The 22,173-nt window shown below is 61.8% G+C and carries 23 protein-coding genes; 13 read left to right on the forward strand and 10 right to left on the reverse strand.

Going from position 1 to position 22,173, the window contains the following annotated elements:
- Positions 1-45: 45 nt before the first annotated feature.
- The 6 genes from LVD10_RS03815 to LVD10_RS03840 form a co-directional block, all read right to left on the reverse strand.
- Positions 46-1,716 carry a ShlB/FhaC/HecB family hemolysin secretion/activation protein gene (locus tag LVD10_RS03815; protein WP_237061935.1) on the reverse strand — a complete coding sequence of 557 codons (1,671 nt, stop codon included), beginning with the start codon at positions 1,714-1,716 and terminating at the stop codon, positions 46-48.
- 468 nt (positions 1,717-2,184) lie between these two features.
- A complete protein-coding gene (locus LVD10_RS03820; protein WP_237061936.1) occupies positions 2,185-3,879 on the reverse strand; it encodes a phytoene desaturase family protein in 1,695 nt (564 codons plus the stop codon).
- A gap of 99 nt (positions 3,880-3,978) precedes the next feature.
- Positions 3,979-4,272, reverse strand: a complete 294-nt coding sequence (locus LVD10_RS03825) for a hypothetical protein (protein ID WP_237061937.1) — start codon at positions 4,270-4,272, stop codon at positions 3,979-3,981.
- Positions 4,269-4,496 carry a hypothetical protein gene (locus tag LVD10_RS03830; protein WP_237061938.1) on the reverse strand — a complete coding sequence of 76 codons (228 nt, stop codon included), beginning with the start codon at positions 4,494-4,496 and terminating at the stop codon, positions 4,269-4,271. Before LVD10_RS03830 ends, LVD10_RS03825 begins: the two co-directional genes overlap by 4 nt.
- A 51-nt stretch (positions 4,497-4,547) precedes the next feature.
- Positions 4,548-5,159: a hypothetical protein gene (locus tag LVD10_RS03835; RefSeq protein ID WP_232939877.1), complete on the reverse strand. Its 612-nt coding sequence runs from the start codon at positions 5,157-5,159 to the stop codon at positions 4,548-4,550.
- Positions 5,149-5,652: an RNA polymerase sigma factor gene (locus LVD10_RS03840; RefSeq protein WP_232939879.1), complete on the reverse strand. Its 504-nt coding sequence runs from the start codon at positions 5,650-5,652 to the stop codon at positions 5,149-5,151. Before LVD10_RS03840 ends, LVD10_RS03835 begins: the two co-directional genes overlap by 11 nt.
- Before the next feature lie 164 nt (positions 5,653-5,816).
- On the opposite strand from LVD10_RS03840, the gene LVD10_RS03845 reads away from it, so the two are divergent.
- The 5 genes from LVD10_RS03845 to LVD10_RS17905 all read left to right on the forward strand — a co-directional run bounded on the left by LVD10_RS03845 (position 5,817) and on the right by LVD10_RS17905 (position 7,969).
- The gene (locus LVD10_RS03845; protein ID WP_237061940.1) at positions 5,817-6,239 is read left to right on the forward strand and encodes an organic hydroperoxide resistance protein; all 423 of its coding nucleotides are present in this window, start codon (positions 5,817-5,819) and stop codon (positions 6,237-6,239) included.
- Positions 6,240-6,387: 148 nt separating this feature from the next.
- Positions 6,388-6,834, forward strand: a complete 447-nt coding sequence (locus LVD10_RS03850) for a MarR family winged helix-turn-helix transcriptional regulator (protein WP_232939882.1) — start codon at positions 6,388-6,390, stop codon at positions 6,832-6,834.
- A gap of 152 nt (positions 6,835-6,986) precedes the next feature.
- Entirely contained in the window at positions 6,987-7,406 is a 420-nt protein-coding gene (locus tag LVD10_RS03855) for an organic hydroperoxide resistance protein (protein ID WP_237061941.1), read from the forward strand.
- 213 nt (positions 7,407-7,619) lie between these two features.
- Positions 7,620-7,859: a hypothetical protein gene (locus LVD10_RS03860; protein ID WP_237061944.1), complete on the forward strand. Its 240-nt coding sequence runs from the start codon at positions 7,620-7,622 to the stop codon at positions 7,857-7,859.
- Entirely contained in the window at positions 7,844-7,969 is a 126-nt protein-coding gene (locus LVD10_RS17905) for a hypothetical protein (protein ID WP_255701095.1), read from the forward strand. The genes LVD10_RS03860 and LVD10_RS17905 overlap by 16 nt, the downstream gene beginning before the upstream one ends.
- A 52-nt stretch (positions 7,970-8,021) precedes the next feature.
- Here the strand turns inward: LVD10_RS17905 and hutG are convergent, their stop codons facing one another.
- Both hutG and hutI read right to left on the reverse strand, forming a co-directional pair.
- Positions 8,022-8,981, reverse strand: coding sequence for a formimidoylglutamase (hutG, locus tag LVD10_RS03865; RefSeq protein WP_232939885.1), 960 nt, complete (start codon positions 8,979-8,981; stop codon positions 8,022-8,024).
- A complete protein-coding gene (gene hutI / locus LVD10_RS03870) occupies positions 8,965-10,194 on the reverse strand; it encodes an imidazolonepropionase (RefSeq protein ID WP_232939886.1) in 1,230 nt (409 codons plus the stop codon). Before hutI ends, hutG begins: the two co-directional genes overlap by 17 nt.
- A 249-nt stretch (positions 10,195-10,443) precedes the next feature.
- Between hutI and hutC the strand changes: the two genes are divergently transcribed.
- The 8 genes from hutC to LVD10_RS03910 all read left to right on the forward strand — a co-directional run bounded on the left by hutC (position 10,444) and on the right by LVD10_RS03910 (position 19,647).
- On the forward strand, positions 10,444-11,169 hold the full coding sequence (gene hutC, locus LVD10_RS03875) for a histidine utilization transcriptional repressor HutC (protein WP_237061947.1): 726 nt from the start codon (positions 10,444-10,446) through the stop codon (positions 11,167-11,169).
- A 173-nt stretch (positions 11,170-11,342) separates the two neighbouring features.
- Positions 11,343-13,016, forward strand: a complete 1,674-nt coding sequence (gene hutU, locus LVD10_RS03880) for a urocanate hydratase (protein ID WP_232939888.1) — start codon at positions 11,343-11,345, stop codon at positions 13,014-13,016.
- A gap of 140 nt (positions 13,017-13,156) precedes the next feature.
- Positions 13,157-14,707, forward strand: coding sequence for a histidine ammonia-lyase (gene hutH / locus LVD10_RS03885; protein ID WP_232939889.1), 1,551 nt, complete (start codon positions 13,157-13,159; stop codon positions 14,705-14,707).
- 218 nt (positions 14,708-14,925) lie between these two features.
- On the forward strand, positions 14,926-17,028 hold the full coding sequence (locus LVD10_RS03890; protein ID WP_237061949.1) for a S9 family peptidase: 2,103 nt from the start codon (positions 14,926-14,928) through the stop codon (positions 17,026-17,028).
- A 156-nt stretch (positions 17,029-17,184) separates the two neighbouring features.
- Positions 17,185-17,466: a hypothetical protein gene (locus LVD10_RS03895; RefSeq protein ID WP_232939892.1), complete on the forward strand. Its 282-nt coding sequence runs from the start codon at positions 17,185-17,187 to the stop codon at positions 17,464-17,466.
- A gap of 146 nt (positions 17,467-17,612) precedes the next feature.
- Positions 17,613-17,987, forward strand: a complete 375-nt coding sequence (locus LVD10_RS03900; RefSeq protein ID WP_232939893.1) for a hypothetical protein — start codon at positions 17,613-17,615, stop codon at positions 17,985-17,987.
- Between the two features lie 208 nt (positions 17,988-18,195).
- Positions 18,196-18,984 carry a 3-hydroxybutyrate dehydrogenase gene (locus tag LVD10_RS03905; RefSeq protein ID WP_232939894.1) on the forward strand — a complete coding sequence of 263 codons (789 nt, stop codon included), beginning with the start codon at positions 18,196-18,198 and terminating at the stop codon, positions 18,982-18,984.
- A gap of 42 nt (positions 18,985-19,026) precedes the next feature.
- Positions 19,027-19,647 (forward strand): response regulator, encoded by a 621-nt coding sequence (locus LVD10_RS03910; protein WP_232939895.1) that lies wholly within the window; start codon positions 19,027-19,029, stop codon positions 19,645-19,647.
- Between the two features lie 208 nt (positions 19,648-19,855).
- Here the strand turns inward: LVD10_RS03910 and LVD10_RS03915 are convergent, their stop codons facing one another.
- Entirely contained in the window at positions 19,856-20,791 is a 936-nt protein-coding gene (locus tag LVD10_RS03915) for an alpha/beta hydrolase (protein WP_237061951.1), read from the reverse strand.
- Positions 20,778-22,076 carry an MFS transporter gene (locus tag LVD10_RS03920; protein WP_237061953.1) on the reverse strand — a complete coding sequence of 433 codons (1,299 nt, stop codon included), beginning with the start codon at positions 22,074-22,076 and terminating at the stop codon, positions 20,778-20,780. The genes LVD10_RS03915 and LVD10_RS03920 overlap by 14 nt, the downstream gene beginning before the upstream one ends.
- Between the last annotated feature and the right edge of the window lie 97 nt (positions 22,077-22,173).

A 22,173-nucleotide genomic window follows, 5' to 3' on the forward strand; every position in this document is an offset into this window, starting at 1 on the left:
CCTTTCTTTTTCCGGCTATTACTCAATGCACTGAAAAGCCCGATATCAAAATGAGGCGTTCATACGGAACCCGGCAGTGATGCCGGAAGCGGGAAAACCCTGCGGCTTGTAGATCGGGGTACCCCCGAAGGTATCCCACTGAAAATTACCCCAGCCGCCGCGCAGGCCGAGGGCGATACCGGCCAGTTCATTGCCCGACTGCCAGCCGGCGGAGGGGCCGCCGATTCTTCCGTAGTCCAGGCCGAGATACAGCTGCCGCGCGCTGCCCAGTGGCAGGCCGAGTTCATTGCGCAACAGCCAGCCGCGTTCGGCAGAAAGGGTTGTTTCCCCATCGAAACCCCTCACCGTATAGCGGCCGCCAATGGAAAAAAGGTCCTGGGGTACCAGGGATGTGCGATTCCACTGCGCGCGCCAGGATCCGCTGTAGCGCAATTGGTAGCGGCTGACCTGAAAAGGCAGGGCGAGTTGCGCGCTGGCAGTGATCACCTCCATGCGCGATGTCCCCTCATCGAATGCCTCCTCTGGTGCGGCCTGCGCAGCAAAGGCGCCGGTACCACGACGGTAGGCCAGGCTGGCTTCCAGGGTTGCCGGGCCGATAAATTGCTTGTGGGTCAGGCCGGCTTCCCATCCGGCTGTGCGCCGGTTCTGGGCCAGGATTTTGGTATCGTCAATCAGGCTGTGCGATTTGCGCCACCAACCCCGGGCATAGGCGCCGGTTTTGGAGTTTGCATCGCGATACAGCAGCCTCGTTGCGCGTAGATCGGCATTGCGGCTGGAACCGCTGTACTCATAGGAAGCATAGGGGCCGACCACCGTCTGGCGGTAGTCGTAGCTGCTGGCGGTTACTCCCAGGAGCCAGTAACCGTAGGGCACATCGTAGTGTGCGGTCCAATTGCCGGTATCTTTCCCACCGCCGTTAAAAACGCTGTTTCCAACGTTGAGATACAGCAGGTCATTCAGCATCCACCCGTTGTCCACGGACAGGGTCGCAGCGGCCTGCAGCTTTCCCGTCGCTTCACTGCCGGAATCATCCAGAGAGATATTGGTGCGCACCATTGCGGGCTGCTGCCAGGCGATGAGGAGATCGCTTTCCCCCGGTTCGGCGCCGTAGCGGTCAGAGGGCGCGATACGGATATCGGCGGCTACGGTGGGAATCCGCTGGAAATTTTCCAGGCCCTGCTCGATATCGCGCAGGTTCAGCAGCTCACCCGTTTCCGCCGGCAGGGCATTGCCGAAGGTAGCCCGGGGGTCGGTGTCGTCGATAAAACGGATTTCACGGATACGGCCGGGCACAAGCGTCAGCGTGAGCACACCAGTGTTCAAGTCCTGCGGTGCGGCCAGTACCCGGGTGGTAACGTACCCCCTGGCGATAATCGCGTTCTGAACGCGCTTCATAACGATATTGATACCGCTGGTGCCGAGGCAACGCCCGGTAGCCGGGTCTTCGGCAGGATCGGCTGCATTCAAGGCCCACCGGAACCGGCGAGCCTCGTCTCCCTCGAGGAGAATTTCCCGGATGGGAAAACAGGGATCCTCGCTTATTGGAATAAATTCCATTTCTGCAATGGAACCCGGATCCCTGAAACGCACATCAGCTTTTTTTTCCTGCTGCTCACGCAACGCCCGCTCGCGCTCCTGCTGGCGCTGCAACTCCTGAGTGTGTGATTCTGCGGGGAGAGGGCCCTGTGCTGCGGTCAGCAAAGGTAATGCTGCCAACAGAAAAGTGGCTACTGTTCTAAAATATTTCGGCATGGGTACAATACGCTCACTTCCCTGTACAGAACGGTAAACCTGCATTTATTTATTCTAGGGAAACCGCTCTTTAATAATCCTTCGAGCACACACTGCGAATCGAACCGCGTATTATACGCAACTCATATAATGTATACAGAGGTAAGCGGCCCAGGTAGTGATCAACCTTTTTATGCCATTACCCTTCGAGCAGCCCGGGAAATAGTTTTCTGGCAACTCTGCGGTCAAGCACCGTGATTCTGCGGCCGTCGTATCTGATTGCAATAGACAGGTGAAGTAATCATTGATCGCTCCCCTTTCTGCCGGGAAGGTCGAGCAGCCGCCCCCAGTAGCCACTCTCCAGTCGATATAAAGCTGGTACTTTATTTTTTCGGCACTTCTAAAAATATTTATTGCAAATATTTTTGGTATTACTTCTGAGGGTTTCGGATATCAGCCGGGGGCCCTGGCACTGGGAACAGTATATTCTCCGGGCGCAGATCCCGAGAATACCCGGCGCAGCAGGGGCACGCCCCGGCGCCAGCCGAGGATGCTCTGCGCCGCAATCACACCGCCATACATTGCCCCGGCCACGCCGCAACTCATGATGTCCTGCCCGGTCAGGTACAGTCCCTTTATACGGGTCTTCGGGCGCAGCCAGCCCTGCTCAAAGCGCTGCGGATCGTGGTCCAGGCCATAGATCTCCCCGCGCTGGTATTCACAGAACCAGGCGGTGGAGAGAGGCGTGGAAAGTTCACAGTAGTCGACCTGGCCCCGCAGTTGCGGGAAGTGCCGGTATAGATGCTCCAGCAGGCGCTGGCTGAACGACTCCTTCAGCGCCTCGTAGTCGTCACCCCGCTTGCCCCAGGGCCGCTCCTTCCAGCCCTCGAACCACTCGTACCGGCCCGGCGCCACTATCTCGATGGTGGCCCGACCCGGGTAGCGCGCATTGAAACTGGGATCCTTGGCCGACGGGAAAGAGATATAAACCAGGGGAATCTCGGCTTCGCTGTCAGCCAGGAACCTGTCCACGTCCCCTTCGTAATCGACACTCGGGTAGAGCCAGTAATTGGTTTTCGGCAGGCCCAGCTCCTCGGCCGTCTTCTGCAGGCCGATATACAGGCACAGGTGCGCCATGGACGGCTCCACCTCCTGCAACTGGCGATCGTAACCGGCAGCCTCGGTGGCGCTGTGGGGCAGCAGGCGTTCAAAGGTATTGAATACCCCCGCGCCGGAAATCACCACCGGCGCCAGTATCTCGGTCCCATCCGCCATGCGCACGCCGCGGGCGCGATGGCCGTCCAGCAGGATGGTCTCCACTCGCGCGTAGGTGAATACCTCGCCACCGCTTTCCTGGATCCTGGGAATGATGGTTTCGGCAATCCGGCTGGCTCCGCCTACCGGGTAAAAACCACCGTACATGTAATGCTTGGCGATCAACGCGTGGATAATAAAACTGCTGGTTTTGGGCGTCATGCCGTTATCGCCCCACTGGCCGGTCAGTACCGCGATCAGCTCCTCATTGTCAGTGAGCTCGCGCAGCACCTCGTAAGTGGTGCGGTTGAGGTAGGAGGGAAGGCGCCATTTCTTCAACAGTGAAAGGCCTGGAGCGCACCAGCGCGGCAGGAGCTTTTCCATGGTCAGCAGCGGCATGGCTTTGCCCACCGCTGCGATACGCTCGAAATACCGGTCGAGCGTTTTTTCCTCGCCCGGAAAACGCTGTAATAACTCCCGCCTGAAATTCTCCGGCCCCGCGCGCAGGTCATACTGTTGCTCGCCGATACAGATCCGGTCGTAGGTATCGTCCATCGGCGCCCATTCCAGCGCGCCTGCGGAGAGGAAATCGAACAGGCGGCGGGTCATGGTGGGATGCCCGCCCACATCACCGATGTAATGGACGCCGACATCCCACTCATAGCCATTGCGGTCATAGGCATGGGTAAAGCCGCCGGCGGTATAGTGCTGCTCCAGCACCAGGACCTTTTTGCCCGCAGCACTCAGCAGCGCCGCCGTGGTCAGGCTGCCGATACCGGAGCCGACCAGGATGGCATCGTAGGGGCCATCAAGACGGTTGGCACGATAGCGCCGCCCGATACGCAGGCGGCTGGGTTTGGGGGCATTGCTGGCGATCATCCCGGATTCGGCCATGGGGGACCTCGGCTGGTTATTGTTATTGCCAATAACATAACCCCTGCCCCCGGAGGCTGCAATTGCCGGATTGTGACAACCCCCTTGACCCGTGCACGGCTACCGCTCCGGATCGGGGTGCGTCTCAACAGCCACCGGCTTCCGCCCCCACTGCTGGTAGCGTCCCGTCGCCGCCCAGGCTAGCAGTGCGAGCCAGGCAATCCAGGAAGCGATGGCCGGGATGCAGGCGAGAAATATCTTCCCCGCATGGCGACGATTGGCCACCAGCGCCACCAGGGCCGGCAGGAACCAGACAGCCAGGAAAAACAGGACAAACAGCAGGCCCTTGAGCAGCCCCATGGACTGCAGCGCCTGCCAGAATTGCTGCACCAGCGCTTCAATATCGCTCATCATGCCTGCCCCCGGATTACATTGATTTCACCTGCCATTCCCGGGTCCCACACAAAGGGCTGAACCGGCTGCACAATGGCAACCCGCAGTCCGAAGCAGTTTTGCGGCGATTTATCCCCGGGACGCTCGGCAAGCCCCGCCATTGCAGCAGGCACGATAAGCGCCGGCAGGATTCCCAGCCAGATAATAGATCGGTTTGTTTTCATGGTTTGCTCCTTGCTAAACATGTATTCCTACAGTCCCAGCGCAAAAACAAACCTTACAAATTTCTTCCCGGCTTAATGACTGAGCGACTCGATTACGCGCTTTTCGCGACCGGTCTGGCGCCAGACCAACAGGCTCCAGGCAACCATGACTGCAGTTATCGCCAGCACAGTTACCAGCGCACCGGGCGATAACAGGTTGAAGCCTGTATCGATGCCCCCGAACCTTTCGGCCAGCTCCCAGAGAATAAAGATCGAGATTTCCACGGCATACAACAACCAGGCGAAGCGCACGCCGCGGCGGCGGCGCTGGAGACGTAGCAGGGCAAGGTCCATGTACGCCTGTACGGATTCGCCATGGGGCTCCATCAATCCCCGGCGATTAGCGATAGAAAAATTCAGGGCCCATACCACCAGCAAGAGGATTAGCGTCGCAAGCAGGATGTTCTCTGTGGATGCTGCGGAGAAGAGTCGCACCAGGGCAAACGTCACCAGGGCGATAGCAACCAGCCACTCGAGACCCGCGTTGATGCGCAACCGGCGTTCCTGCCGACGCACATGCCGGATTATCTCTGCCCCTGCCGGCACTGGCCGGACCTGCTCCTGCCAGAGGTTCTCCAGACCGGACCAATCATCCGCCGGATCACGTCCCGGGTGGTCGTTCGCCTGATGGGGGTTATCGCTCACTGTGTTCTCCCAGCCGTTTCGACAGTCGCTGGCGGGCACGATTCAGGCGCACCGCCACATTGGATTCACTGATACCCAGTACCTCGGCAATCTCGCTGTAACTGAGCCCCTCCAGCCGCAGGCTGATGACCTGGCGCAGACCCAGCGACAGTGCCTGCACCGCAGAGAGAAGTTGTTCTGACTGCCGCTGTCCTGCCAGCCGCTCGGCCGGGCCCGGCGCACTATCTGTCACACCTTCCAGCAACGTATCGTCCTGGTCCGGTCGCCGTCGGGCCAGCTCGGTAACACTGCGATTGTGCGCAATGCGGAAGATAAAGGTCTTCACACTGGACTCACCCCGAAAGCCCGGCAGCGCCCGCCAGATGGCCAGCCAGATGTCCTGCAACAGGTCATCCCGCTCCTCCGTGGTGCGGGCATAGGTCCCCGCGACACGAGCAATGCCCGCGCCGTAATCATTGAGAAGCTGCTGAAACTGCGTGTCGCGGGCCTTCAAGGCTACTCCTTAACCCTTTCCTGGTGTCATCCGGTTCTACAGTACCGGCGGCGGCAAAAAGCTTACACAAATTTTTGTCAGCCTGGCCGTGCCCGGCCCGCCCCGGCCGGGAAAGAGCTGGCTACACTGCTGGGGCACCAATTAATGAACCAGGGAGCGCAATAATGAAGACCCTCTATACCGCTGTCGCTACCGCCACCGGTGGCCGTGACGGCGAGGCCAAATCGTCCGACGGAAAACTTGCCGTCAAACTGGACGTGCCCGAGGAGATGGGCGGCAGTGGTGGCGACGGCACCAACCCGGAACAGCTCTTTGCTGCCGGCTACTCGGCCTGCTTTATCGGCGCCATGAAACATGTCGCCGACAAAGGGGGTCTGAAGCTGCCGGATGACACCAGTGTGCGCGCCGAGGTGGGCATCGGTCCGCAGGAGAAGGGTTTCGGGCTCGATATCGACCTTCACATCAGCCTGCCCGGGATGGCCAAAGAGGAGGCGGAGAAAGTCGCCAACCGCGCCCATGAGGAGGTATGCCCCTACTCCAATGCCACCCGCGGCAATGTGGATGTACGCTTGCATATTGGCACCTGAATCCATTCCGGAAAGCTGCCGGAGGACACCCTGGACAACAAGCCCCAGAGAAGCCTTCGGCAGGGAGTATGCCGAAAGACTGTGTACAAGTGCCGGGCGGCCTGCTTTACACTTGCGGTCCCAGATTGCTGTAAGGTTCCGGCACCCCATGCCCAGATCCAAAGATGATGACCTCAGGCTCGACAACCAGCTCTGCTTCAGTCTCTACTCCACGTCGCTGGCGATGGGCAAGCTGTACAAGCCGATCCTGGATGAGCTGGGCCTCACCTACCCGCAATACCTGATGATGATGGTGCTGTGGGAGCGGGACGGCATCACCGCCACTGAGCTCAGCGCCCGCCTGATGCAGGACAAGGGTGCCCTGAGCCCGGTAATCCGCCGGCTGGAAACCCAGGGACTGATCGATCGCCGGCGCGACCCGGAGGACGACCGCCGCGTGCTGATCCTGCTGTCGGCAGCGGGCAGGAAGCTGCAGCGGCAGGCCAGGGATGTTCCCGAACGCATTTTCTGCATCAGCGGACTCGATGAGAAAACTGCGCGCAAACTGAAGCAGCAGCTGGATTCGCTGCGCGACACCATCAATACCCATCTCTGACACCGGAACCGACCCCCGCCCGGGACTATCGCGTTCATAGTCACATTTAATTGTCGCGATAACTGTTATCGCGATAACCTTCTCCCGAATTCAAGGCTGGCGCGAGCAACAGCGCATCGCGCCACAACCCGACCCAGAGAAGAGATGAAATCATGAAAGTACTCTACAAAGCTTCAGCCACAGCAACCGGCGGACGTGACGGCAAGGCCGTTTCCTCGGATGGGGTGCTGGACGTCAACCTGGCCACCCCGAAAGAACTGGGTGGTGCTGGTGGTGAGGCCACCAACCCGGAACAACTGTTCGCTGCGGGCTATTCCGCCTGCTTTATCGGCGCATTGAAATTTGTCGGCGGCCAGACCAGGGTCACGGTGCCAGCAGAGACCAATGTGCGCGGTGAAGTGGGCATTGGCCAGGTGGAAGGTGGCTTCGGCCTCGATGTGGACCTGCATGTAAACCTGCCCGGCCTGGAGCAGGCGGAGGCAGAACAACTGGTCGAGCGCGCACACGAGGTCTGCCCCTACTCCAACGCCACCCGCGGCAACATCGAAGTACGCTTGCACGTAACCACCTGACGCCCGCAGAGCACCCCCAGCGGGCCGGGCACAGTCGTCACTGCAATTCCAGCATTGTCACTGTTGCCCGGCCTGCTGACTCGTGTTTTACCGTCGCGACAGGATCCCGCAATAACTTCGCAGGTCTGCTATATCGACCCCTTTGCCTTGCGGGGCAAAATACCCGGGCTGAAATAGGCCGTCTCGCGTCACCCTCTCCCCGAGAAGCCAGCAATGTCAAACAAGTCCTGCTCCGGGGACATCAACGACCAGGCCAACCTGGGGCAGGTGCCCCCTGGCGATGAGAGGAAATTTGCAGCGGGACTGATTCGTGGACTGGTAGTACCGGTGAATGTGACAGCCCCGGGCAAACGAAAGAATTTTTCAGTGGCCGATGAAACAATCGGGCACTTTACTTACTCCAAGGCAATACTTACCGATCGAAAGGAGGCAATGGGATGCAAGCAACCCTGAGAAATGCCGGGCGGCCATGGAAAAAGCTGCTGAACACGTGGCCATCGGTCGTCCTGCTGGCAGCCACCATTTTATTTACCGCATTACCGGCGCTGTCATCAGCGGGCTGAACGCCGCCCGCTGCAGGTGTCATCCCAGGCCCGTACCCGAGCCTGGTACCATTTATTTTGCAGCGGCAGCCCCATTGGCAATCTGGAAACCGATCCGGGCCGCCGTGCGCGCGGCGTGATCCTCGATATCGAAGTAGGGATTGAATTCGGCCATATCCGCCAGGCACACCTTGCCGGATTCCAGCACAGTATCCAGCAGCGGCTCGAACAGCTCCAGCGGCACACCGCGGGCGGAAGGGGCACTGACCGCCGGCATCACCGCCGCCGGGAAGACATCCAGGCAGACCGTTAAATAAACCAGGTCCACCCCGCCGATAAAGCCCTCGATAATTTCCCGCACATTGTCCAGGTTCCAGGGCGTGATTTCCCGGTCGCGGATAACCTGCGCACCGAGTTCGTCCGCGCGGTTATAGAGTGCCGGCGTGTTGGCATTGTCGGCGGCGCCCACACACAGGTAATTAAACGGCTTGCCGTTAATCTCACACTGTTCTGCAATCTGGTAGAAAGGCGTCCCGGATGAACCTTTCGGCGCGGGTATACGCAGGTCCAGGTGGGCATCAAAATTGATGATCCCCAGGGTCTTGTCCCGGTGCAGCTCGCGCATCCAGCGGGCTACGCCCTGGTAACTGCCGTAGGCAATCTCGTGGCCGCCACCCAGGACCAGTGGAAAGTGCCCTCCGTCCAGCAACTCGGTGACCCGTGCACCCAGCAGCGACTGGGCGGATTCCAGGTCCTCTTTTTCCACGCGCACATTGCCGGCATCGTACAGTGGGGCGTCAAACGTGGCCGGCAGGTTGGCCATGGCCAGGCGCAGGATACGTGGCCCCTTGGCAGCACCGATGCGGCCCTTGTTACGGCGCACCCCTTCATCGGAAGAAAAACCCAGGATCGCAAGCCCGGGCGCGCTGTCCAGCTGCAGCGGGGTGATGCGCTGGTGCCAGCGCTCGCCCGCCTTGCCGTCCTCGGAGTCGGTACGACCACTCCACAGGCGCATATCAGCCAGCTGTAACATTCTTACCTCCAAAGAAAATCCCGGTCGGCTTGATGGCCCCGTATTCATAGGCCAGCTGGTCCGGTGTATCCATGGGCCACAGCACCATGTCCGCACGCAGCCCTGCACGCAGGACCCCGCGTGAGCAGCACAGGCCCAGCGCCCGCGCCGCAGAGCGGGTCACCCCGGCAAGCGCTTCCGCCGGTGTCAGGCCGAACAGGTTGCAGCCCATGTTCATCATCAGGCGCAGGGACGCGATGGGGCAACTGCCCGGGTTGAGGTCCGTGGACAGCGCCATGCTGACCCCGGATGCGCGCAGCTTGTCCACTGGCGGCACCCGCGTCTCCCGCAGGGTATAGAAAGCGCCGGGCAACAACACTGCCACGGTTCCGTTTTCGGCCATTGCGGCCACATCCATATCGGTAATGTACTCGATGTGGTCCACCGACAGGGCGCCGGCTTTCGCCGCCATACTGGTGGCGCCGGAGCTGCTCAACTGCTCGGCATGTGCCTTGACCGGCAGGCCCAGCTCACTGGCACACTCAATCACCCGCTGGCACTGCTCCACCGAAAAGGCGATGGATTCACAGAACATATCCACCGCATCCGCGAGCTGTTCCTTCGCCACTGCCGGCAGGATCTCCCCGCACACCAGGTCGATGTATTCATCGGCGCGGCCGTCGTATTCCGGCGGCAGCGCATGGGCGGCCAGGCAGGTGGTGACGATGTCCACCGGGTAGTGCTGCGCCAGCCGGCGCGCGGTGCGCAGCTGCTTCAATTCAGTATCCAGCTCCAGGCCGTAACCGGACTTCACCTCTATGGTAGTGACACCCTCGGACAAAAGTGCCTTCAGGCGCGGCTCCGCACCGTGGTAAAGCTGCTCGGCACTGGCCGCGCGGGTGGCGCGCACCGTCGACAGGATGCCCCCACCGGCACGGGCGACCTCCTCATAGCTCTCGCCACCCAGCCGCCGGGCAAATTCGGAGGCACGGTGACCGCCGTAAACCAGGTGGGTATGGCAGTCCACCAGCCCCGGTGTCAGCCATTGGCCCTCGCCGTCGATGACCTGGTCGGCGGCGCACTCGGGCAGCTCCCGGCGCGGCCCGATCCAGACAATCCGGCCACCGGTAACCGCCACCGCGGCATCTTCCACGGCGCCGTAGCCACCGGGCAGGGACGGATCCATGGTGGCGGCATTTACATTGCTGATCAGCAGGTCGCAGCGTTCAGTCATAGGTATTCCATCAGGCGGCGCTATCGGCCGCGATTCCCATTAACGATAGTTCGATACCGGTCACTTGGCGCAATTCACATCATATGACTGCGCCCCCGACCACAGTCCAGCGGGCAGCTTGACAGCCATCGGCGGCAAATCCATAGTAGCAGCTTGTATATACAAGAATATACAAGCAAGACATGCACTGTACCTGAGCCCATGAATACTGCAAGAGAGCCCTCAACGCCAAACAAGGAGCCTTCAGCTATGGGTAAAGAACCCTCAGCCCAGGACAGGGAACCCCGATATGCCGCCATCAAGCGGCATATCCGCGACAAGGTCGAGTGCGGCGAATGGCCGGTGCACTTTCGCGTGCCCTCCGAAAACCACCTGGCGCGGGAGTTCGGCGTCAGCCGCATGACCGCGCGCCGCGCCCTGAGTGAGCTCACCGACGAGGGCGTGCTGATGCGAACCCAGGGCCTGGGCACCTTCGTCGCCGAGCCGGTGCCGGCAGGGTCACTGCTGGAGGTACGCAACATCGCCGACGAGGTTTCCGCCCGCGGCCACAGCTACAGCAGCACTATCCTGTTGCTCGAGGAGACCGAAGCATCAGCAGGTGTGGCGCGGGCACTGGGCCTGGCAGAGGGTGCGCGGGTCTTCCACTCGGTGATTGTGCACCGCGACAACGACCTGCCGATCCAGTGGGAGGAGCGCTATACCAACCCGGAACTGGCGCCCGACTACCTGGAACAGGATTTCAGCCGTGTCACCCCCAATGCCTACCTGACCAGGGTGGCACCGCTGACCGAGGCGGACACCACCGTGGAGGCGATCGCCGCGGGAGACGAAATCGCCGGCGCCCTGCAAGTGGAGACCGGCAACGCCTGCCTGCAGATCTGGCGCCGCACCATGAGCCGCTCCGGGATTGTCAGCTTTGCGCGCCTGGTGCACCCGGGCAGCCGCTACCGGCTGGGGGCACAGCTGCGTTTCTAGAGATTTTCTATAGGGGCGAACCTTGTGTTTGCCCCGGCCGCGGTGGGCACATCGGCCCATTGGCAATCTCGAACCCGGGGCGAACACAAGGTTCGCCCCTACACGCAATCCTCGTCATCCCGGTGCAGTCCGGAAAGACGAAAGAAAAGTTATCAATATTTCGTGAGGCAGATATGACCGACAAACGCCACGACCCGAGCCGCACCATCCGCGCCCCCCACGGCAGCGCGTTGAACGCCAAAAGCTGGCTGACCGAGGCGCCTCTGCGCATGCTGATGAACAACCTGGACCCGGAAGTGGCCGAGCGCCCGGAGGACCTGGTGGTCTACGGTGGTATCGGCCGCGCCGCGCGGGACTGGGAATGCTTCGACAAGATTGTCGAGGTACTGAAGCGCCTGGAAGACGACGAGACCCTGCTGGTGCAATCCGGCAAGCCGGTGGGTGTATTCAAGACCCACGCCGATGCACCGCGGGTACTGATTGCCAACTCAAACCTGGTACCGCACTGGGCCACCTGGGAGCACTTCAACGAGCTGGATAAAAAGGGCCTGGCCATGTACGGCCAGATGACCGCCGGCTCCTGGATTTACATCGGTTCCCAGGGCATTGTCCAGGGCACTTACGAAACCTTCGCCGCAGTGGCGCGCCAGCACTTCGACGGCGAGGCAAACGGCAAGTGGATCCTGACCGGCGGCCTCGGCGGCATGGGCGGTGCCCAGCCACTGGCAGCCACCATGGCCGGCTTCTGTATGATCGCCGTGGAATGCGACGAGACCCGGATCGACTTCCGCCTGCGCACCGGCTACGTGGACAAAAAGGCCACTACCCTCGACGAGGCGCTGGAGATCATCAATAGCGCGAAGGAAAAAGGCGAAGCCGTGTCCGTGGGCCTGCTCGGTAATGCCGCCGACGTTTTCCCGGAACTGGTTGAGCGCAATATCACCCCGGACTCGGTCACCGACCAGACTTCCGCCCACGACCCGCTGAACGGCTACCTGCCGAAGGGCTGGACGATGGAATACGCCGCCGAGATGCGCAAGAAAGATGAGGCGGCCGTGGTGAAGGCGGCCAAGCAGTCCATGGCCGTGCAGGTGGAAGCCATGCTGGAACTGCAGCGTCGCGGCGCCGCCACCCTGGATTACGGCAACAACATCCGCCAGATGGCACTGGAAGAGGGTGTGAAGAACGCCTTCGATTTCCCCGGCTTTGTACCCGCCTACATCCGCCCGCTGTTCTGCCAGGGTATCGGCCCCTTCCGCTGGGCGGCGCTGTCCGGCAACCCGGAGGACATCTACAAGACCGATGCCAAGGTAAAGGAGCTGATCCCGGACGACCCGCAGCTGCACAACTGGCTGGATATGGCCCGCGAACGCATCCAGTTCCAGGGCCTGCCGGCACGTATCTGCTGGGTGGGCCTGAAGGATCGTGCGCGCCTGGCGCTGGCCTTCAACGAGATGGTGGCCAGCGGTGAACTGGAAGCACCGGTAGTCATCGGTCGCGACCACCTCGACAGCGGCTCGGTGGCCAGCCCCAACCGCGAGACCGAGGCCATGCAGGACGGTTCCGACGCGGTCTCCGACTGGCCGCTGCTGAATGCCCTGCTGAACACCGCCAGCGGTGCCACCTGGGTCTCTCTGCACCACGGCGGTGGTGTGGGCATGGGCTTCAGCCAGCACTCCGGCGTAGTGATCGTCTGTGACGGTACCGAGGCGGCGCGCAAGCGTATCGAGCGCGTCCTCTGGAACGACCCGGCCACCGGCGTGATGCGCCATGCGGATGCCGGTTACGACATCGCCAAGGATTGTGCGCGCGAGCAGGGCCTCGACCTGCCGATGCTGAAAGATTAACACCCCGGGAATGAGGAGCCAGGGCACTTCCGCAGCCAGCGCCTCCCGCCGGCGAAGCCGGCCCCCGGAACCTGATATGGCTCGGGCCCAGGGCCTGAAGCGAAGCTGGAGCTCCGCGCTCGAAGCACAAGAGAGAATTTATGTACAAACTGAAAATCACCCCCGGCCAGCTGAGCCTGGCCCAGCTGCGCCGCGTCGCCCGTGAACCGGTTGAGCTGTCCCTAGACCAGGGCGCCTACCCGGCGATCGAGGCATCCGCCAAAACCGTGGCACAGGTGCTGAGCGAAGGGCGCACCGTCTACGGTATCAACACCGGTTTCGGCCTGCTGGCCAACACCCGGATTGAGAAGGAAGACCTGGAAACCCTGCAGCGCGCCATCGTGCTGTCCCACGCTGCCGGTACCGGCCACTTTATGGCCGAGGCCACCGTGCGGTTGCTGATGGTGCTGAAAATCAATTCACTCGCGCGCGGCTTTTCCGGTGTGCGCCCGGTGGTCATCGATGCGCTGATCAAGCTGGTCAATGCCGGCGTCTTCCCGGCCATTCCCGAAAAGGGTTCCGTGGGCGCCTCCGGTGACCTGGCGCCGCTGGCGCATATGAGCGTGGTACTGCTGGGGGAGGGCGAATGCTTTATCGATGGCCAGCGCCGGCCCGCCGCCGAAGGCCTGCAAAAGGCCGGCCTGGAAGCGCTGACCCTGGCCCCGAAAGAGGGCCTGGCCCTGCTGAACGGCACCCAGGCATCCACCGCTTTTGCGCTGCTGGGCCTGTTCGCCGCCGAGGACCTGTTCGCCGGCGGTATCGTCACCGGCGCCCTGTCGCTGGAAGCCGCCAAGGGCTCGCGCCGCCCATTCGACGACCGCATTCATATGGTCCGCGGCCAGAAAGCGCAGCGCGAGGTAGCGGCGAGCTATCGCGCGCTGCTGGGCGACAGCAGCCAGATCGGCGAATCCCACCAGTTCTGTGAAAAGGTGCAGGACCCCTACTCCCTGCGTTGCCAGCCGCAGGTCATGGGTGCCTGCCTGCAGCAGATCCGCTTTGCTGCGGAAGTATTGCTGGCGGAAGCCAACGGTGTGTCGGACAACCCGCTGGTATTTACCGACGAGGAAAATCCGGAAAACTCTGACATTATTTCCGGTGGCAACTTCCACGCCGAGCCGGTGGCAATGGTCGCCGACAACCTGGCGCTGGCACTGGCCGAGATCGGCGCACTTTCCGAGCGCCGCATGGCGCTGTTGATCGACACCAACCTGTCCGGCCTGCCGCCTTTCCTGGTGGAAAATGGCGGGGTGAACTCCGGCTTTATGATCGCCCAGGTGACTTCCGCTGCACTGGCGAGCGAGAACAAGTCCCTGGCCCACCCGGCCAGCGTCGACTCCCTGCCTACCAGCGCCAACCAGGAAGACCATGTCTCCATGGCCACTTTCGCCGGCCGCCGCCTGCGGGACATGGCCGACAATACCTGCGGCATTCTCGCCGTGGAACTGCTGGCCGCCTGCCAGGGCCTGGACTTCCGTGCACCGCTGAAGAGCACCGATAAACTGGAACAGGCCAAGGCGAAGCTGCGCGAGCGCGTCAGCTTCTACGACAAGGACCGCTACTTCGCCCCGGATATCGAGGAAGCCAAGCAACTGCTGGCCAGTGCCGCATACCTGCCGTTCCTGGAACAGGACATGCTGCCAAGCGGGGAGTAAGCCCCGGGTGAATGGCCCTGCCGTTTCACTGCCGCCCTGCTGCAATCAGCATACACAAGGCGCCGGTTTCGACCGGCGCCTTTTTATTGCCCCCCAATAAAATCAAATTAGCGCCACCACCGCCGGATCCGTTTTCCTTCCCTTCCCGATTGAAACTGCCTGTGCAATGCTGCAAGCGCGGTAACGGGAGGTACAGCTCAATAAAAAAGGGAAAAGACATGAACCGGAATAGCAAGAGTTCTCTGGGGTTCCTCGGGGGGATTTCACTCTCCGTTTTACTGGTCGCCTGTGGCGGCGAAAAACAGGCCACTGCCGAAACCGAAGCAGCCGCTCCAGAACCTGCGATCCAGCAGGTCAAACTGATTGACCGGGAGCTGCTGTTCGGCAATCCCAGCCGCTACCAGGGCCGCCTGAGCCCGAACGGCAAGCTGATGAGTTTCCGCGCACCATTGGATGGGGTGATGAACCTGTGGGTGGCCCCCGCCGGTGATATCGATGCGGCCAAACCCGTGACCCGCGATACAGGCCGTGGTATCCCCCTGCATTTCTGGGCCCTGGACAGCGAACACCTGCTGTTTACCCGCGACAAGAATGGTGATGAAAACTGGCACCTGTACAGCATCGAGCTGGATAGCGGCGAGATCACCGACCTGTCCCCCTATGAGGGGGTCCGCGCAGAAATGATCGCCCAGAGTGAATCCCGGCCGGGTGAGGTCATCGTCGGCATGAATGACCGCGATCCCCGCTGGCACGACCTTTACCGCGTCGACCTGAAGACCGCCGAGCGTGAACTGCTGTACGAAAACGACGGGTATCGGAGCTTCTATTTTGACAACGAACTCACCCTGAGGCTTGCAACAAAATCCACCCCCAGCGGCGGCTTCAAGGTTTTCGCGCGGGCAGGTGACAGCTGGGAGGAAGTGTTCGAGGTGGGCGTGAAGGATACCTTCACTACCAGCATCCTCGGCTTCGATGCCGCCAATGCCGGCATCTACATGCTCGACAGCCGCGGGCGCGACAAGGCCACGCTGGTCCACTACCAGCTGGAAAGCGGGACTTCAAAGGTCCTGGCGGAATCGGAAAAAGCGGATATATCAGATGTGCTTATGCACCCCCGCAAGCACACACCGATTGCCTATGCCGTCCAGTACCACACCAACGAGTGGATTCCGCTCGACGGCACCTACACCAACGATATCGCTGTGCTGAACAGGGAAACCGAGGGCGACTGGGGTATCCTGGCCTCCACCCTCGATGCGGGCAAGTGGGTCCTCTACGAAGATACCGCCAGTGCCTCGCCGGTTTACATGGTGTTCGATACCAACAGCAACAAGCTGGAACCGATGTTCTCGACCCACCCGAAGCTCGACGGCCTGCCGCTGGCAAACATGTATCCGGAAACCATCACCTCGCGGGACGGCAGGAAACTGGTTTCCTACCTGACGCTGCCGGTGCACGTGGATAACAAGGGCGATGCAGAGGCGCCGGTGCCCATGGTCCTGCTGGTACACGGAGGCCCCTGGGGGCGCGATGCCTTCGGTTATTCAGGCATGGTCCAGTGGCTGGCCAACCGTGGCTACGCGGTGCTGCAGGTCAACTTCCGCGCTTCCACAGGCTTCGGCAAGGAGTTTATCAATGCCGGCAATGGTGAATGGGCCGGCGCCATGCACGACGACCTGATTGATTCCGTGGACTGGGCCATCGAGCAGGGCATCACCACACCCGGGGAAGTGGCAATCATGGGCGGCAGCTATGGTGGCTACGCCACCCTGGTGGGCCTGACCTTCACACCGGAGAAATTCGCCTGCGGTGTCGATATTGTCGGTCCCTCGAACCTGAACACGCTGCTGGAATCCATCCCGCCCTACTGGGAAAGCTTCCGCAATACCCTGCACGCGGCAGTGGGTAACCCGGAGACCGAGTCGGGCAGGAAAATGCTGGCGGAACGCTCACCGCTCAATCGCGCCGACCAGATCGTGCGGCCCTTGCTGATCGGCCAGGGGGCCAATGACCCGCGGGTGAAGCAGGCGGAGTCGGACCAGATTGTGCAGGCCATGGCAGAGCGGGAGATCCCGGTCAGCTATATCCTGTACCCGGATGAGGGCCACGGGTTCCAGAAACCGGAAAACCGACTGTCCTTCATGGCTGCCTCAGAGGCTTTCCTGTCCGAATGCCTGGGCGGTCGCCTGCAGCCCTTTGGGGATGACCTGGAGGGTTCCAGTATGCAAGTGCAGCAGGGTGTGAACTTTATTCCCGGCCTCGCCGCGGCGCTGGAGGATGCCAGTGTGATCGCCACCAATACCGTCGAACCCGGGGAGTAACTTCCTGTCTGGCCGCCCCCAGCGAGCGGCCACCTACCTTCCATCCGGCCGCCACTCCACGTACTCCCCCGCATTGATGCGGATTTGATGAAATCTACGCCATCGGTGCTAGGCTGAATGTAAGACGTTTTACCCGCCATAGGGCGTGGAGGTCTTATGCAATGGCTACCTGGCAGGCTGCTGCCCACGGGCATCGGCACTGCTGTCCTCGTCGCGGGCTCGCTGGCCCTGCCCGCCTGCACCAGTGACGGCTACGTCAGCCGGAGCTACTCCAGTGATACGCGTTACCGGGTACAGGGGCGCTACTACCACTGTCACCGCAACCGCGGTGGTGTCTGCCATAACGTGCGCCACCCGGATTATTACTGGCGCGGTGGCAGCTACCGCCCCCGCTACCAGCAGGCGCGGCCACTACCCGCCAGGCCCCGCCCACTGTGATTTCAGACTATCGAAATTTGAGCATTCAGCGTGGCAGGCGCGTCCCCGGGCGGGCCCGCCGCATTGGATAGACCAGGCGAGCGGCCAGTTGATGGCCGCAGGGAATGCCGTAATTACCGGAACTTTCCCAACCGGAGACTGACGTCATGAACAGGACCCTGAAGACCGGACTGGTCGCCGTCACGGTCTGTGCAGCGCTCACGCTCGGCGCCTGTGCGACCGACGGCTACTATTCGGGTAGCTACTCGTCGGGAGGCTATTACTCCAGCTATCCCTATACCTACCCATCCAGCAGCGTGTACCTCTATTACTCGTCACCACGCTACTACCGCTACCGGTATCACCCGCGCTACCGCAGCTACTATCGCGGTTACCCGCGCTACCGAGGCTACCGACACTACCGTGGCCACAACTATTACCGTGGCGGCCGGCATTATCACGGCGGTACACGCTACCGGGGGCATCACCGCTATCATGGCGGCACCCGCTACCGCGGCGGCAGCCATCGCCTGCGCCGCTGAATTGCAGGCATTACCTGCTTCCACCAGGGGTATGGGTTGACGCCCATCCCCCTGGCTGCTGCCTACCTGCATGCCCGCCTCATACCTTGGTCATACAGACCTGCCTACGCCCCCCTGATAGGATTTTCCACAGTCGAATAAACAGTCCGCCTGTGGCCTGAGATTGCTCGGTAGGGCCAGGGCGACGGCATAGCCGCGGGAGTTTTCTGTGCAGCGGAATAATAAGAAACCAGCCCTGATTACCGGTTCCACCAGTGGTATCGGCCTGTCCATTGCCCACAGCCTGGCCCGAAGCGGCCACCCCATCATGCTGCACGGCCTGGTGGATCGTGCAGAGGGGGAAAGGCTGCAGCGGGAATTCAGCGAGACGTACGCTATCGACAGCGGTTTCAGCAACGCGGATATTGCCTCGGAGAGTGGTTGCCAGGAGCTGGCAGCAGACACCCGCGAGGCCCTGGGCAATCCCGGCGTGCTGGTGAACAATGCCGGTATCCAGCACACCGCCGCCAGCCATGAATTTCCCAGTGATGCCTGGCAAAAAATCATTTCTGTAAACCTCAGTGCCGCCTTCTACCTCGCCCGGGAAGTATTGCCCGATATGCGGGCCGCTGGCTGGGGCCGGGTAGTCAATATTTCCTCCGTGCATGGCCTGGTGGCCTCGGCGGAGAAGGCAGCGTACTGCGCCGCCAAACACGGACTGATCGGCCTGACCAAGGTGATGGCGCTGGAGAATGCCGATTGCGGTGTTACCGCCAATGCGGTCTGCCCCGGCTGGGTGGAGACGCCGCTGATCCAGCCCCAGATCGAGGCTATCGCCCGGGAAGAGGGGATCGACCTGGACCGGGCGCGGGCGCAACTGGTGGGCGCCAAGCAACCCATGCCCCGCACCACACGCCCGGAGGCGATTGGCGAGCTGGTGGTTTACCTCTGCGGAGAGTTCGCCGAAACCATTACCGGCGCCTCCCTGCCAGTGGACGGGGGCTGGACCGCGCAGTAGTATTTCCGGCACCCGCACAATAAAGTTAAATCAGGGTGCCCTGTGAGTTACCAACTGCTGATTGCCGATGACCATCCCCTCTATCGCGACGCGCTCGCCGCAACCCTGACGCGGCAATTCCAGTCCTCCGCGCTGCTGCAGAGCGAGGACCTGGATTCGACCCTGGCCCAGCTCAACTCCCACGATGTCGACCTGCTGCTGCTGGACCTCAATATGCCCGGCAGCGAGGGTTTCAACGGCCTGGCCCAGGTGCGCCACGATTTCCCCGCGATCCCGGTGGTGGTGGTTTCCGGCAGTGACAAAAACACGGTGATCCAGCAGGCGGCCAGCCTGGGCGCCAGCGGTTTCCTGTCAAAGACAGCCCGGCCGGAGGAAATTGCCCGCTGTATCGCCGCGGTGCTTGAAGGAGAGCAGTGGTTCGATGAGGAGGTGCTGGCCGAGCCCTGCCAGGACGGCCTGGGCCAGCGGCTGGCGCTGCTGACCCCCCAGCAGCTGCGTATCTTTCACATGATTGCCCAGGGCCAGCTGAACAAGCAAATTGCCTACGAGCTCGACATTACCGAGCCCACCGTCAAAAGCCACGTCACCGCCATCCTGCGCAAGCTGGAGCTGCGCGACCGCAAACAACTGATCCGCGAGGCGCAGGGGCTGACCCAGCTGTAGGGAACCTGCTCTCGACGCCGGTAGGCAAGAGAAATCAAGTTACGCCCGTTTTCCCTGTAGGGGCGGACCTCGTGTCCGCCCGGCCACAGTGCACGGCCACAGGACCCGGGCGAACACAAGGTTCGCCCCTACGGTTTATTCGCATTGGATTTACAGCTCACTCCGTAGGAGCGGCCGCTGGCCGCGACCGGGCACGCCTGGGTCTGGGCTATGACAGCCCGTGCACAAACTCCGCCGTATGGCGGTAGAAGCGCGCACAGGCATCCGGCACCAGCGCCTCCATATTCAGGAAGGCGTGGATCATGTTATCGAAATGCAGGCACTGTGCCTCCACGCCGGCATCGTTGAGCCGTTTTACGTAGGCAATCCCCTCATCCCGCAAGGGGCAGAACTCCGCGGTGACAACCAGGCTAGGCGGCAGGTTGGCGGTGAACTCGCCATAAAGGGGGGAGCACTGGCTGCGGTTCTCCGCCCCCTGGAAATAATTGTCGAAATACCAGCCGATCTTTTCCTTTTCCAGCAGGTAACCGCTGCCATTCTCCACAATGGAGGGCAGCTGCATGGTGTAGTCCAGGCTCGGGTAAATAAGCACCTGGCCGGCCACATTGTGGCGCTCGTGCTGTAGCAGGCGGCAGGCGCTGGCGGTCATGGCGCCGCCGCCGGAATCGCCCACCAGGATCCAGTGGCCATTGTGGGCGATGCCCTTCCGGTCCAGTGCCGGGCCGGCACCGCGCACTACGGTCAGCAGGTCTTCCACACCGGCCGGGAAGGGGTTTTCAGGGGCCAGCCGGTAATCGACAGAGATCACCGTACGCTCGCAGGCAGCTGCTATGCGGCGGCAGATGGGATCGTACACGGTCACACTGCCGGCCATATGGCCACCGCCGTGGCTGAAGATGATTGCCGGCCCGGGGGACATTGTTTCCGGCTGGTAGATCCGCACCGGCACATTGTAATGCTTGCCCGGCACCACGGTTTCGCACACGGCCATATCCGGGCCCGCCTCGACGAAGCCACGGGTCAGGTTGGCCAGCCCCTCGCGGGCAGTGATGGGCGTGGGCTCGAAGCCCGCGGCCTTCAGCTGTTCCAGCTGGGCATTGAAGCCCTGCAGCCACTCCTCCAGTTTTGCATCAAGCTGTCGCATTTTCCTCACCACCCTCTTCATTCACGGCTTCTGTTTTTTCTTCGCTAACCCCGCGGCCGGACTCCGGCAACAGGAACGAGAATATGAACAGGGATGCGGAGCAGGCCACGGCAAAGTAGGCCGCCAGCGCTGGCTCGCCACTCATGTCCGCCAGTAATCCCGCGGCGTAAATCAGCAGGGTCGCGATCAGGTAAGAGATAGACCAGAACATGGCGAAAGTGACGGTGATACGCCCCGGCGTCATGCCCGGCAGTTCCTGCGGCAGCGTCACCAGCGCGGTCATGGGCAGGAACATAAAGAACCCTGCCAGCGCCGCCGCGGCATAGGCAATCACCGGGTTGCGACTGGCCAGCATCAGGGCGGCGAAGATCACCAGCGCCAGCCCCGCGTAACGCAGCACCGGCAGGCGCAACGGGTAGCGTTTGGTGACGATAATACCGGCCACCGTGCCCACCATACCGGCGGCGATCATCACTGCCGACAGGTGGCTGCTGGCCACGGCAAAGCCGTCAATCAGAGGAAACAGCGAGAAGACCGCGATGTAGCAGGTGAGCACGCCGCAATAAGCCAGCGGCAGCCACCAGTTGAATCCCTCCCGTACCCCCTCGCGCAGGCCATATTTTTCCACCGGCGCATCGCCGGGGCGGTTGCCATCAAGGGAAAAGTTCTCTGCCGCCAGCCACCACAGCAGGGCCAGTGCCACCACCATGATTCCGTACAGGCCCACCACCGACTCCCAGCTCCCCAGCCAGGTGGTCAACGCACCCGTGGACAACAGCGCAAGCAGGTTGCCGGTATTGAAGGCGGCCGCGTTGATCCCGTTGACCAGCGGGCGTTCCTCGGCGGCAAAATAATGCAGTACCACCGGGTTGAAATAGACAATGGCCAGCGCACCACCCAGGCCCAGCGCCAACCGCGACAGCAACCAGCTGCTGTAGTCACCGGCGAAAGCGCCGATGCCACCGGCAGCAATCAGCAACATGGCCAGCGTGAAAGCGCGCTTGGCACCCAGCCGCACCAACACCATGGCCGCCGCCAGGTTGCCCACGATCTTGGCGATGGTGATCATCAGGCTGCCCCAGGTGGCGTTGGCAAAGCCCTCCTCGCCGAATGAGGCCTGGATCTGCGGCGTCAGCATCGCGCCGGAGACCCAGGATGCGGCGAACAGCGCATAGGCGCTGAACATCAGAATTTCCAGCAGGTATTTTTTCATTATTTTCGGTACCTCGTTGTTGTCATCATCGCCCCCGGCAGATAACAGGGGATTGCCGTAGGAGCGGCCCATGGCCGCGATCTGGCTGCGGACATGCCATCCGGAAAATCGCGGCCATGGGCCGCTCCTACAGGGTTCTTCCGGATAGACTGCGCGTGACACCTGCCCG

It is taken from the genome of Microbulbifer zhoushanensis (assembly GCF_021729055.1).
GTDB lineage: Bacteria > Pseudomonadota > Gammaproteobacteria > Pseudomonadales > Cellvibrionaceae > Microbulbifer > Microbulbifer zhoushanensis.